Here is a 12,345-nt window from a genome sequence, read left to right as displayed (position 1 = left end):
AATGTACATTTTAATTTTAGAATTTTTCAATAAAAAAAGTTGCCTTTTTCAAGACAACTTTTTCATTTATTTAAAATGTTTTAAATAATGTTTTCGTAAGATTTATCCATTACAAAATCTTCCATAAATTTAGTGGTGTAGTTTCCTGCAAGATAATCAGGATGCTCCATCAATTGTCTATGGAAAGGAATGGTTGTTTTAATTCCTGCAATGTAGAATTCTTCTAAAGCACGTTTCATTTTTGCAATTGCTTCTTCTCTAGTTTGCGCTGTAGTAATAATTTTAGCAATCATAGAGTCATAGTTAGAAGGAATGGTATATCCTTTGTAAACGTGAGTATCTACTCTTACTCCGTGACCTCCAGGAATGTTCAATTCAGTAATTTTTCCTGGACTCGGACGGAAATCATTAAAAGGATCTTCCGCATTAATTCTACATTCTATAGAGTGTAATTTTGGATAGTAATTTTTACCAGAAATTGGTTGACCAGCCGCCAATAAAATTTGCTCTCTAATCAAGTCAAAATCAACTACTTGTTCAGTAATAGGGTGCTCTACTTGAATTCTGGTATTCATTTCCATGAAATAGAAATTTCTATGTTTGTCTACTAAGAATTCTATAGTTCCTACACCTTCATAACCAATATATTCTGCAGCTTTTACAGCAGCTTCTCCCATTTTTTCTCTCAATTCTTCGGTCATGAATGGAGATGGAGTTTCTTCAGTTAGTTTTTGATTTCTTCTCTGAACAGAGCAATCTCTTTCTGAAAGGTGACATGCTTTACCATATTGGTCTCCAGCAATTTGAATTTCAATATGTCTTGGTTCTTCAATAAGTTTTTCCATATACATACCTCCATTTCCGAAAGCTGCAGTAGCTTCTTGTACAGCAGAATCCCATAAATCTCTTAGGTTTTCTGCCTTCCAAACAGCACGCATTCCTTTTCCTCCACCACCAGCTGTAGCTTTAATCATTACAGGATAGCCAATTTCTTCGGCTAATTTAGCAGCGGTTTCATAGTTAGGAACTAAGCCATCAGAACCAGGAACGCAAGGAACACCAGCTTCTTTCATGGTAGATTTAGCCGTAGCTTTGTCTCCCATTTTTTCTATTTGTTCTGGAGTGGCACCAATGAATTTTATTCCATTTTTTTCACAAATTCTTGAGAAATTTGCATTCTCTGATAAGAATCCGTAACCAGGATGGATAGCATCTGCATTGGTAATTTCTGCAGCAGCAATGATATTAGAAATTTTAAGATAAGAATCTTTACTTACAGGAGGTCCTATACAAACAGCTTCGTCTGCGAATCTCACATGCAAGCTGTCTTTGTCTGCAGTAGAATAAACTGCTACTGTTTTGATTCCCATTTCTTTACAAGTACGAAGAATCCTCATAGCAATCTCTCCACGATTGGCAATTAATATTTTTTTGAACATCTTTTTAGAAATTTTAAATTTTAAATTTTTGAATTTTAAATTATTTTAAAATGAAAAAGATTCACTTAAAATCTATAATTTATAATTTAAAATTACTTATGATGGGTCTACTAAGAATAACGGTTGGTCATATTCTACAGGAGAAGCGTCATCTACCAAAATTTTAACAATTTTTCCAGAAACTTCTGCTTCAATCTGGTTGAATAATTTCATTGCTTCGATTACACAAACCACTGTGTCATTTTTTACTTCACTACCTACATTTACGAATACATCTTTGTCTGGAGATGGTTTTCTGTAGAAAGTACCAATCATAGGAGACTTGATAGTGATATATTTGCTGTCGTCAGAAGTTGATTCAGCGTTTGTTTCGGTAGCTGGAGCGGCAGCAGGTGCGGCAACTGGAGCTGCAGGAGCTTGATAAGCTACAGGTTGAGGTACATAACTTACTGCTTCACTACCAGCAAGTGGAGTTTTTATGTTGATTTCGAAATCTTTTGTTTTGTATTTCACTTCAGAAACACCAGCTTTTGCTACGAATCTTATAAGATTTAATAATTCTTTAGAGTCCATATATATAATTTTTTACGGCTTCAAATATAGTAATAAAACAACAAAAAACCATTCAATTTTTCATAAAAAGAGAATGGTTTTTTTATCGAAAAGAAAAAAGCTACGCTTTTTCTTAATTAGTCTTCAGTAGTTTCTACTTGTTTCTCTAATACTACTTTTCCTCTGTAGTATAGTTTTCCTTCATGCCAATGTGCTCTGTGATACAAGTGTAATTCACCTGTAGTTGCATCTTTTGCTAATTGAGGAACCACAGCTTTGTAGTGAGTTCTTCTTTTATCTCTTCTAGTAGATGACTGTCTTCTTTTAGGATGTGCCATTTTGTAATTCTTTAAACTTTATGTAAGATTTCTATTTTTTGTCTTTTAATTTTTTCAAAGCTTCCCAACGAGGGTCTATTTCGAGGGTTTCTTCTTCTTCAATTTCTTTGGGACTGAATTTTTCGATGAGTTCAAAATCTTCTTCTTTTACATTAGGAGAGATTTTTTTCATAGGAATAGATAATATTACTGCTTCGTAAATTGCCTGAGAAATGTTAAAAGCACTATCTCCTTGTGGGATGGTAATTACTTCTTCATTACTATCATCATATTCTTCTCCGAATTTTACCAAGAATTTTATTTCGTTTTCTATAGGATGAGTAAATGTTTCGCTGGTGATGTCACAAACTAAATTTACTATTCCATGGATTTTAATCAGGAAATCTAAAAATGTAGAGTGCTTTTCTAATAGTGCATCTACGTCTATTTTAGCGCCTGAAAACTCTTGTTCAGTCTCGAATAAATCAAAGAACGCTTGTTCTACTTCAAATTTAAATTCGTGCTTTCCAGTCTTAAGCCCTGAAAATGCTACGTCATAATTTCTAAATTTGTCCATAAAAAATGGTGTGCAAAAATAAGTTAATTTTTTTAAATAACAAAAGTTTTATTCATTTTCTTCTGGTAAATCTTCATCTATACCATTGTCGTGAGCTAAAACTCTTGGTTTCAAGCGGTTTTCTATGAGGTCTTGATACTCGTTTCTATTTTTAAAAATTTTAATCGCTGTAAAAATAGCCTCAGAAAAAGATTGCTCATCTGCTAAATTTTTACCTGCAATGTCATACGCTACTCCATGATCTGGCGAAGTTCTTATGAAAGGCAATCCAGCAGTGTAATTTACGCCTTCTTCATAAGCTAATGTTTTAAAAGGAGCTAATCCTTGGTCATGATACATTGCTAGAACAGCATCAAATGAACTGTATTTCTCTGGTTGGAAGAAGCTGTCTGCAGGGAAAGAGCCAAAAGCTAAAATTCCTTCATTAAATAATTCTTTAATAGCAGGTTCTATAATTTCTATTTCTTCTTTGCCAATTGCACCGCCGTCTCCAGCATGAGGATTAAGGCCTAGAATAGCAATTTTGGGTTTTTGAATGCAGAAATCTTCAATCAATGATTGGTTGAGAACTCTTACTTGTTCCTTTATTTTTTGTTTAGAAATATTTTTAGAAATTTCTGAAACAGGAATATGATGGGTAGAAACGGCAACTTTTAATCCTTCTGTAACGAGAAACATAAGTCCTTTTTTGCCAAATTTTTCTTCAAAATAACCAGTGTGACCGGCATGTTTGAAGCCTTGCTTCATCATCTCGTCTTTATTGATAGGAGCGGTTACCAAAACATCTATTTCACCTTTCATTAAAGCATCTGTAGCTGCTTCTAAAGAATCTATAGCCATTTTAGTTGATTCTTCAGTAGGTGTCCCGAAGTCTACATTTACATTGTCTTTCCAGAGATTGACAATGTTGAGTTTTCCATTAGCGGCTTCTTTGGCACTTTGTACATAATTAAAAGTGGTGTTAATCTTAAACACATTTTTTTGGTAAGAAAATAATTTTCCAGAACCGAAAATTACTGGAGTGAAAAAGTCAGTAATATTTTTGTCTTTCAGTGCTTTTAGGATGATTTCTACGCCTATTCCGTTAAAATCTCCCACTGAAATTCCTACCTTAATTTTATGGTGTTTAGAATTCATTTTTAATTATCTTTGAATTTTAAAAAAAGATTGTTACAAATTTAGTGATTTTTAATTTATAAATCTTTAATCTAATATTTTAAAACTTTAACTTATATAAACAAAATATGTTTACAGGAATAATTGAAGCGACAGGAAAGGTAGAAAAATTGGAAAAACAAGGGACTAATGTTGTCTTTACTTTTAGCGGTCCTTTTACACAAGAACTTAAAGTAGACCAGAGTTTAGCGCATAATGGTTGTTGTCTTACTGTGGAATCAATAGATGGTGATTTGTACACGGTTACGGCAATAAATGAAACGCTAGAAAAAACCAATTTGGGCGAATTGAAAGTAGGTAGCATAGTAAACTTAGAGCGTTGTATGAAAATGGATGGCAGGTTAGATGGTCATATTGTACAAGGTCATGTAGATAAAACTGGCTCAATTGTTGCTATCGAAAATATTAACGGAAGTTATTATTTAACATTTACTTACGAAGAAGATGGTTCTTTTACCACAGTTCCGCAAGGTTCTATTACTGTAAATGGAATTAGTTTGACTGTTGCTGATAGCAAAGAAAATCAGTTTTCTGTGGCGATAATTCCGTACACTTGGGAACATACCAATATGAATACTTTAAAAGTGGGAGACCGTGTAAATTTAGAATTCGATATTATTGGAAAATATGTAGCCAAGCTTATGAAGAGATAAAACATGGCATTACATAGCTATAGCTTAAGAACTAAAATTTTTATAGGATTTATGGTAGTCTGTTTTTTCAGTATCATAGGTTCTACAGCTATGTCTTATCTTATCATCAAAAAATCTACAGATGAACAGAGCGTTACAGAAATGCAAAATAAGTTTGAAGCATTAATGAAAACGCTAGATTACGCAGTAAGCCATACTAATATTACTCAAGACAAAGATTTAGTCAATATTCTCCAAAACGAAATTTACGAGATTTCAGATATTAATAAACATGATGTAATTCTTTATGATTTACAAGGTAATTATTTGGTTTCCAATAAGGAACTGAATCTTGTAGCGCAGAAAAAAATTCCTCATGAAACGTTAATGAATGTTTTGGAGTCTGACAAAAGAGTAGATGTACAAGAATACGATCAAAAAGTGGGCAGTAATGTCACCTCTTCTTATATGATTCTTAGGAATAACATGTTAGAGCCTATTGCGATTGTGTATTTTCCTTTTTATCACAATGATAATATTTATGCAGGTGCATTTAATAAATATGTTCAGTACATTATTTTGGTCAATCTTTTCCTCATTTTGTTGAGTATTTGGCTAAGTTGGGTGATTTCTAAAAATTTGACCAAAACGATTACAAGGATTTCTGAGCTCATTACCAGAACTACGCTTTTTGGTAGAGAAATGAAACCGATTAAGTATTTTCAAAATGATGAATTAAGTGGTTTGGTAAAATCTTATAACAAAATGATTTACCAAATTGAAGACCAAAAAATGCTTTTGGCTAATAAAGAAAGAGAAGAAGCGTGGAGAGAAATGGCGAAACAAGTTGCCCACGAAGTGAAAAATCCGCTCACGCCAATGAAGTTGCTCATTCAGAATTTTGAGAGGAAATTTGATAAAAATGACCCAGAAATTGACCAAAAAGTTAGAAATCTAAGTCGAAGTTTGGTTGATCAAATCGATTTAGTAGCTACTGTAGCAAGTGCTTTTTCAGAATTTGCCAAGTTGCCACCAAAAAATGATGAATCTTTTAACTTAAAAGAAGAATTAGAAAATTTGGTAAGAGTTTTCAATGATGATGGTAATATTTATTTCCATGCGAATAAAGATATGATGCCTGTGAGAATGGATAGAATTTATCTTTCTAGGATTTTCACCAATATGATTACCAATGCAAAACAAGCGGTTTCTGAACAAAGAAAATCCATCATCAATATAGATGCAGAACTTTTCAATAAGAAAATCATCATCGTTATAGAAGACAACGGAATTGGTATTCCTAAAGATAAATTAGAGCAAATCTTCGAGCCTAATTTTACGACCAAAAATTCTGGAATGGGACTCGGTTTAACCATGGTCAAAAAAATGATAGAAGAGTATAAAGGCGATATTTCTGTGAAATCCGAAGAAGGAAAAGGAACCAAATTCACCATCATTCTTCCAACAAACGTTTAACCTTTTTACTTTTCTCATTTACTATATTCCTTTACAATGAAACCTTTTCGATTTCAAAAATTTGATATTTTACAGCATAAAAATGTTTTCCGAGTAGGGACAGACGGTGTTTTGCTTGGAGCTTTGTGTCAAGTTGAAAACGCTCAGAAAATCTTGGAAGTAGGAACGGGAACAGGTTTGATTTCTCTAATGCTAGCTCAGCGAAATCCAAATGCTGAGATTACTGCTTTAGACTTAAATGAAGATGCGGTGAAATTGGCACAAGAAAATTTTAAAAATTCTCCGTTTTCAGAAAGATTACAAGTTTTTCATCAAGATTTTAAAACTTTTGCATCACAAAAAGAATATGATTTTGTGGTTTGTAATCCACCTTTTTTTGAGGAAAATAATTCTGTGAAAGATATTTTAGCGAGACAACAAGTAGAACTTACTTTTAGAAGTTTAATAGAAAAAGCTTCGAAAATTTTATCTTCAGAAGGAATTTTTTCGGTAATTATTCCATCGGAATCTGCACAAGAATTTGAAAACTTAGCTGAAGATTTTGATTTATATTTGGTAAGAAAAGTAAATATTTTCGGTATTGAAAACGGTGTTTTAAAACGAAATGTTTTAGAATTTTCTAAGAAAAAATCAGCATTGGAAACTCTTGATTTTACGATAGAAAAAAGTCCGAGAAAATACTCGGACCAATATTTAGAACTCACCAAAGAGTTTCACGTTTTTGGAAAATAAGATTTATTCAAAAAGTTCTACGGTATTCATTACCTTAACTCCGCCATCTTCGCATTTAATCGCTTCTCCAGGGAAATTTTGAATCATGTGATAATCGTGAGTTGCCATCAGAACTGCACAGTTTCTTTCTAAAGATACTTTTTTCAATAAATTCATAATATCGTTAGAAGTTTCTGGGTCTAGGTTTCCAGTAGGTTCGTCTGCAAGAATCAATTCTGGATGATTTAGTAAAGCTCTTGCAATAGCAATACGCTGCTGTTCACCACCAGAAAGTTCGTGAGGCATTTTGTGCTTTTTCGTTTTCATGTCTACACTGTCTAGAACCTCGTTTATTCTGTCGTCCATCAGATTTTTATCCTTCCAACCAGTAGCTTCTAGTACGAAGCGTAGGTTTCTTTCTACACTTCTATCCGTCAATAATTGAAAATCTTGAAAAACAATGCCTAATCTTCTTCTAAGGTTAGGAATATCTGATGCTCTTAATTTCTGTAAATCAAATCCTACTACTTCTCCGTTTCCTTCTTTTAGAGGCAAGTGTCCGTACAAAACTTTTAACAATGAACTCTTTCCAGAGCCTGTTTTACCAATAAGGTAACAGAAAGTACCTCTCTTAATGTGTAAATTCACATGAGATAAAACGGTAAAGTTTTTTTGTACAATTTTCGCGTCTTGCAGAGTAATAATGTCTTCTCCGTAGGTGTTATGATGTGGCATAATGATTATAAATGATGGTTGATTTTTTCTGGTTGATAATAAAGCCTACTTTTTTATCAACTTTCAAAAATAAGGAAAACCTTTTTTTTATCCTAAATTTTAAGGAAATTTTAACAACAAAAAATGCTCGGAAAGTAAATTTCCAAGCATGTCTTTTATAATAAAATCAAAAGAAATTATTATCTCTTAGCTCTTGCGTCGCTAATAGTTAATCTCTTTCTGCCTTTTGCTCTTCTAGCAGCTAATACTCTTCTACCATTTGGAGTAGACATTCTTTCTCTGAAACCGTGTTTGTTTCTTTTCTTTCTTTCTGATGGCTGGAATGTTCTTTTCATTACTTCAATTTATAATGGGTCCGTAATTATTCTTCTTTTTGAGGTTGCAAAGATATGTTTTTTTTTATTTTCTGCAAATTAATTTTAGAAATAATTAAGTTTTTTTTGAATCTATGAGATAAAACTTTTATCAATGACTATTTTCAAGCGATTTTAATGATTGAACTTCTTTAAATTCTGTTTAATATGATTCTGAAAATCATTTTATAAATGTTGAGCGTTCAAACATCATCTTTGAGGTTTCGGGATTTTGGAGTAAAAAAATTATCTTTGCACCATAAATTTTTACAATGTTTACAGAAAACCAACTAACAGAAATCAAAAGCCTTTTGCAACCGAATAAAAATGTAGTGATTATCACGCATTACAATCCAGATGGTGATGCAATTGGGAGTAGTCTTGGTTTAAAACATTTTCTTAAAAATTTAGGAGTAGATGCTACGGTAATTGTTCCAAATGATTTTCCGAAATTTCTAAAATGGATGCCCGAAGCGAAAAAAATAGTCATCGCAGAGTACAAACGTAAAATTGCTGGCGAAGCAATTTATTATGCAGATGTAATTTTTTGTTTAGATTTTAATGCTCCTTCTAGAATTGGAATGTTAGGAGATTGGCTCTCAAAATCTTGGGCGAAAAAAATCTTGATAGACCATCATCAGCAACCTGAGCATTTTGATTATGTGTATTCTAATACCAGTATTCCTGCAACTTGTCAAATGGTGTATCATTTCATTGAAGCTTTGGGAAAAGAAGATTTGGTAAATCAAGACGTGGCAGAATGTCTTTATACGGGAATTATGACCGATACGGGAGGTTTTCGTTTTCGTTCTACTTCTGCAGATACGCACAGAATTGTTGCGAATTTGATAGAAAAAGGCGCTGATCCGTCTATGATTACGTCTAATACTTGGGATACCAATACCGTTTCTAGATTGCATCTTCTGTCATTGATTTTAGGAAGAATAGAATTGGTAAAAGATGGAAAAGTGGCGATTCTTTATTTAAAACGTGACGAGCTGAAAGAATTTGGCTTCGAAAAAGGCGATACAGAAGGGTTTGTAAACTACGGATTGAGTATTGCAGGAACTAAAATGTCTGCTTTTTTCATGGAAGATTTATATGAAGATTTTATCAAAATTTCTTTCCGAAGCAAAGACGATGTAGATACCAATGCATTTGCGAGAGCTCATTTCCACGGAGGTGGACATATCAATGCATCTGGTGGTAAATATTTCAAAAATATCTACGAAACCATCGAAGATTTTAAATCGAAGATTGAGAATGAAGATTTTTAATCAATTTTTCGCAGAGTTAAAAGAATATTTACAACAATGGTTTAGTGCGGAAAGGGAACTTTGGTTAGCTAGAGTTGCTGGATTTGTAAGTTTTATTTTAATTTTTATTTTCTTAATTTTTGTTTGGAAAGATCATCAACCAAGTTTTATTAAAAATTTGCCTAAAACGATCAATAGATTGATACGATATCTTGTTTTAGTTCTAGTCTTTTTATTGAACTTTTATATTGTTTTTTGGATTTTGAATTTTTTTTCTTGAGGAAAAAATGAAAAAAGTTGATTAATTATTTGTTTGTTTGTTTGTTTGTTTGTTATATTTGTAATTAATCAACAAAAACAATAATTATGAAATTCATTAAAATTTCTCTTCTTTTATTTTCCTCTTTTCTATTTTCTCAATCTAAAGATTTAAACCAGAAATTTAAAATTGAAATAGGGTTTCAAGGCTTAAATTTTGGCTATGAGAAACCTGTTTCTAATAAACTTTTGTTAGATTTTAATGCTGGAGTTGGAGGCGTAGTAGAAATTCCTGAAGGTAGTAGTATTAATTATCAAATGGGAGTTACGGCATCAGAAACTTATCTTTCGCCTTTTTTAAGAGCACAACTGCGTTATTATTTTAATAGAGATAAGAGAGAAGAAAGAGGACATTCACTACTGAATAATACAGGTTCTTTTGTAGGGTTTCAATCGAAAATGGTTTTTAACAAAAATGTGGATGATGTTTTAACTAATGACATTTATTTTGGACAACAACTGCCTTTAGGGAAACATTGGATTTACAGATATCATGTTGGTTTGGGATTAGGATTTAATCTGGCACAAGGATTTGGAGTAATTTATCCTACTATCGGTAGTAGTTTTGGATATAGCTTCTAAAAATTTCATCACGAATGCACAAATATTTTTAATTGAATTCGTGCATTCGTGGCATATTTTAGCAAATCCTCGGCAATTGTTCCCCAATCAAAGGATTTACCACGCGTTTTCCACCAAAAGCACTTTCCATAATGACTTTTCCAGCGTGTTCTTCGGTGATGTAACCGATTTTCGAAGCGTGATGGTTTACTCTTTGTAAAATTTCTAAAACTTCATCGGCAATTTCATCGTCGCAAACACAAAGAAATGTTCCTTCATTCGCAACGTACATTGGGTCTAAACCTAGCAATTCGCAAGCGCTTTTTACTTGTCTTTGTACTAGAATTTTTTCTTCAAAAAGATGAATTCCGAGGTTGCTTTCCGAGGTAATTTCATTGAGAACAGAAGCTAAACCGCCTCTTGTTGCGTCTCGTAGGAAATGAATTTTTGCGCCAAAATTTTCGATGAGTTTTTTAATTTCAAAGTTGAGATTTTTAGTATCGCTCAAGATTTCAGAATCAAATTTTAAACCTTCTCTTTCGCTCATAATCGCCATTCCGTGAGAAGCTATATCTCTATTGATGATGATGGATTGGTTAGGTTTTATGTATTCAATTCCGATTTTTGCATTGTCATAAATTACACCAATTCCGGAGGTGTTGATGTAGATTTTGTCGCCTTTTCCGCGTTCTACCACCTTAGTGTCGCCTGTTACAATTTGTACACCTGCTTTTTCGGTGGCTAATTTTATAGAATGAATGATTTTTTCAAAATCTTCCATTGCAAAACCTTCTTCAATAATAAACGAAAGCGATAAATATTTGGGTTCTGCACCACACATCGAAATATCATTTACCGTTCCGAAAACTGCCAATTCGCCAATATTTCCCCCTTTGAAAAAAATAGGAGAAACCACGAAACTGTCGCTAGAAAATGCTAACCTTCCAGATAATTCTAGAAAAGCACCATCATGTTTTTTGTTTAAGATTTCGTTTCCTAAATTTTTAAAAATAAGGTTATTGAGAAGTTCGGTCATTTTTTCGCCACCGCTTCCGTGTTGAAGGTTAATGCTTTCTGGCATGATGCTTAATTTTTAAATTTTAATTAAGATAATGCTGCTTTTTTTCTAACATCTCTGTTCCAAATCCAGTCTCCCAAAGTGATGGCAGCGTTTATCATATAGAAAATATATTTGGCAATATTTGCAATATTCAGTTGTAAAAATGCTTTAATCAGCTGTACAACGTTATAAATGGTCCAACTTAAAAACGTGGTTTCATATTTAAGCGCCGAACTGAAATTGGCTCCTAAAGAAAGTCCGAAAGTGATAGAAACAATGTTGAAAAACAATAAATCGTCTCTTCCTCCGAAGATTTCTGTTCCTATGTAAACCAATAAGTATCCTAAAACTAAGCCTACGCTATTGATGAGGTAATAGTTGAAGTCTATTTTTCTAATTTTTTCACCTTTTTTCCATTTAATCACTGCGAAATAAGTGATGATAAATGTTAAAGGATAGGTAATTGCTGCGGAATGATTTCCTAAAAAGTAATCAATAGTTCCCGAATTTATAGTAGTAAAAACGCTAATAATATTGCCCACATTATTTTGTTTGCCTACAAATCTGGTAGAAAGTAAAGAAAAAACGGCTCCAATTGTGGAGAAAATTCCTAGAGGAAAAGCGCCTTGTTTTATGAGTGCGATTTGCTCTGAAAAAGGAACTTCGAACTTTACATTTCCTTGAAAATAATAAGTGAGATGATATTGATTATAAATGCTGATAACGAGGACTAATGCTGCTCCGAATAGGTCTAAATATTTAGATTGCACAAAGGAACGAACTGCTTTTTTTAGGTGAATCATTTTTAAGTTTTATCACAAAATTCTTATAAAGTTTTAACAAAAATAAGAAAATCATGATGATTACCTAGTTTTCCGGCTCTAATTCTAAATCTTCTCCCATTAATTTCAGGGCATCCATCGTTTTTTTGGCTTCATCTTCATCGATTATTCCGATAGCGGCACCTACGTGAACCAAAACATAATCGCCAACTTTCGCTTCTGGAACCAAAGCGAGATTTACCTCTTTTCTGATGCCTTCAAAATCTACACTTCCTATTCTAAAGACTTCGTCTAGCTGAGAAGTAATGTTTTCTAATTTTCCTGGAATGGCTAAACACATAATTTTCTTTGTTAAGTTGATGATTTGTAAAGTTGTAAAACTGTAAAAATAGTTCTTTCG

The 12,345-nt window shown here is 32.7% G+C and carries 15 protein-coding genes; 5 read left to right on the top strand and 10 right to left on the bottom strand.

Annotated elements, in window-relative coordinates:
* Positions 1 to 80: 80 nt before the first annotated feature.
* The 5 genes from accC to pdxA form a co-directional block, all read right to left on the bottom strand.
* Positions 81 to 1,439, bottom strand: a complete 1,359-nt coding sequence (gene accC, locus KKQ79_RS09615; RefSeq protein ID WP_213189933.1) for an acetyl-CoA carboxylase biotin carboxylase subunit — start codon at positions 1,437 to 1,439, stop codon at positions 81 to 83.
* Between the two features lie 96 nt (positions 1,440 to 1,535).
* Positions 1,536 to 2,012, bottom strand: a complete 477-nt coding sequence (accB, locus tag KKQ79_RS09610; RefSeq protein WP_213189932.1) for an acetyl-CoA carboxylase biotin carboxyl carrier protein — start codon at positions 2,010 to 2,012, stop codon at positions 1,536 to 1,538.
* A gap of 116 nt (positions 2,013 to 2,128) precedes the next feature.
* Positions 2,129 to 2,329, bottom strand: coding sequence for a 50S ribosomal protein L32 (gene rpmF / locus KKQ79_RS09605; RefSeq protein ID WP_069797844.1), 201 nt, complete (start codon positions 2,327 to 2,329; stop codon positions 2,129 to 2,131).
* Positions 2,330 to 2,360: 31 nt separating this feature from the next.
* Positions 2,361 to 2,885: a YceD family protein gene (locus KKQ79_RS09600; RefSeq protein WP_213189931.1), complete on the bottom strand. Its 525-nt coding sequence runs from the start codon at positions 2,883 to 2,885 to the stop codon at positions 2,361 to 2,363.
* A gap of 48 nt (positions 2,886 to 2,933) precedes the next feature.
* Entirely contained in the window at positions 2,934 to 4,022 is a 1,089-nt protein-coding gene (pdxA, locus tag KKQ79_RS09595) for a 4-hydroxythreonine-4-phosphate dehydrogenase PdxA (protein WP_213189930.1), read from the bottom strand.
* A gap of 107 nt (positions 4,023 to 4,129) precedes the next feature.
* Between pdxA and KKQ79_RS09590 the strand changes: the two genes are divergently transcribed.
* The 3 genes from KKQ79_RS09590 to KKQ79_RS09580 are packed head-to-tail and all read left to right on the top strand — an operon-like array spanning position 4,130 to position 6,901.
* Positions 4,130 to 4,714, top strand: a complete 585-nt coding sequence (locus KKQ79_RS09590) for a riboflavin synthase (RefSeq protein WP_213189928.1) — start codon at positions 4,130 to 4,132, stop codon at positions 4,712 to 4,714.
* 3 nt (positions 4,715 to 4,717) lie between these two features.
* Complete coding sequence (locus KKQ79_RS09585) at positions 4,718 to 6,169, top strand: sensor histidine kinase (protein ID WP_213189926.1); 1,452 nt, start codon at positions 4,718 to 4,720, stop codon at positions 6,167 to 6,169.
* Between the two features lie 36 nt (positions 6,170 to 6,205).
* Entirely contained in the window at positions 6,206 to 6,901 is a 696-nt protein-coding gene (locus tag KKQ79_RS09580) for a tRNA1(Val) (adenine(37)-N6)-methyltransferase (RefSeq protein ID WP_213189925.1), read from the top strand.
* Positions 6,902 to 6,904: 3 nt separating this feature from the next.
* Here KKQ79_RS09580 and KKQ79_RS09575 read toward each other — a convergent pair whose 3' ends face one another.
* The gene (locus KKQ79_RS09575) at positions 6,905 to 7,615 is read right to left on the bottom strand and encodes a cell division ATP-binding protein FtsE (RefSeq protein WP_069797856.1); all 711 of its coding nucleotides are present in this window, start codon (positions 7,613 to 7,615) and stop codon (positions 6,905 to 6,907) included.
* Positions 7,616 to 7,794: 179 nt separating this feature from the next.
* Positions 7,795 to 7,950 (bottom strand): 50S ribosomal protein L34, encoded by a 156-nt coding sequence (rpmH, locus tag KKQ79_RS09570; RefSeq protein ID WP_069797858.1) that lies wholly within the window; start codon positions 7,948 to 7,950, stop codon positions 7,795 to 7,797.
* Positions 7,951 to 8,240: 290 nt separating this feature from the next.
* Between rpmH and KKQ79_RS09565 the strand changes: the two genes are divergently transcribed.
* Both KKQ79_RS09565 and KKQ79_RS09560 read left to right on the top strand, forming a co-directional pair.
* Complete coding sequence (locus KKQ79_RS09565) at positions 8,241 to 9,245, top strand: DHH family phosphoesterase (protein ID WP_213189923.1); 1,005 nt, start codon at positions 8,241 to 8,243, stop codon at positions 9,243 to 9,245.
* Between the two features lie 345 nt (positions 9,246 to 9,590).
* Positions 9,591 to 10,124 (top strand): hypothetical protein, encoded by a 534-nt coding sequence (locus KKQ79_RS09560; protein WP_213189922.1) that lies wholly within the window; start codon positions 9,591 to 9,593, stop codon positions 10,122 to 10,124.
* A gap of 58 nt (positions 10,125 to 10,182) precedes the next feature.
* On the opposite strand, the gene hypE is transcribed toward KKQ79_RS09560, so the two are convergent.
* The 3 genes from hypE to KKQ79_RS09545 all read right to left on the bottom strand — a co-directional run bounded on the left by hypE (position 10,183) and on the right by KKQ79_RS09545 (position 12,285).
* Positions 10,183 to 11,184 carry a hydrogenase expression/formation protein HypE gene (gene hypE / locus KKQ79_RS09555; RefSeq protein ID WP_213189921.1) on the bottom strand — a complete coding sequence of 334 codons (1,002 nt, stop codon included), beginning with the start codon at positions 11,182 to 11,184 and terminating at the stop codon, positions 10,183 to 10,185.
* Positions 11,185 to 11,207: 23 nt separating this feature from the next.
* Complete coding sequence (locus KKQ79_RS09550) at positions 11,208 to 11,966, bottom strand: nicotinamide mononucleotide transporter (protein ID WP_213189919.1); 759 nt, start codon at positions 11,964 to 11,966, stop codon at positions 11,208 to 11,210.
* A 64-nt stretch (positions 11,967 to 12,030) separates the two neighbouring features.
* The gene (locus KKQ79_RS09545; RefSeq protein ID WP_104793918.1) at positions 12,031 to 12,285 is read right to left on the bottom strand and encodes a HypC/HybG/HupF family hydrogenase formation chaperone; all 255 of its coding nucleotides are present in this window, start codon (positions 12,283 to 12,285) and stop codon (positions 12,031 to 12,033) included.
* Positions 12,286 to 12,345 lie beyond the last annotated feature (60 nt).

The sequence above is a fragment of the Cloacibacterium caeni genome, assembly GCF_907163125.1.
Classification (GTDB): Bacteria; Bacteroidota; Bacteroidia; order Flavobacteriales; family Weeksellaceae; genus Cloacibacterium; species Cloacibacterium caeni_B.
This window is presented reverse-complemented; position numbering and strand designations above follow the sequence as displayed.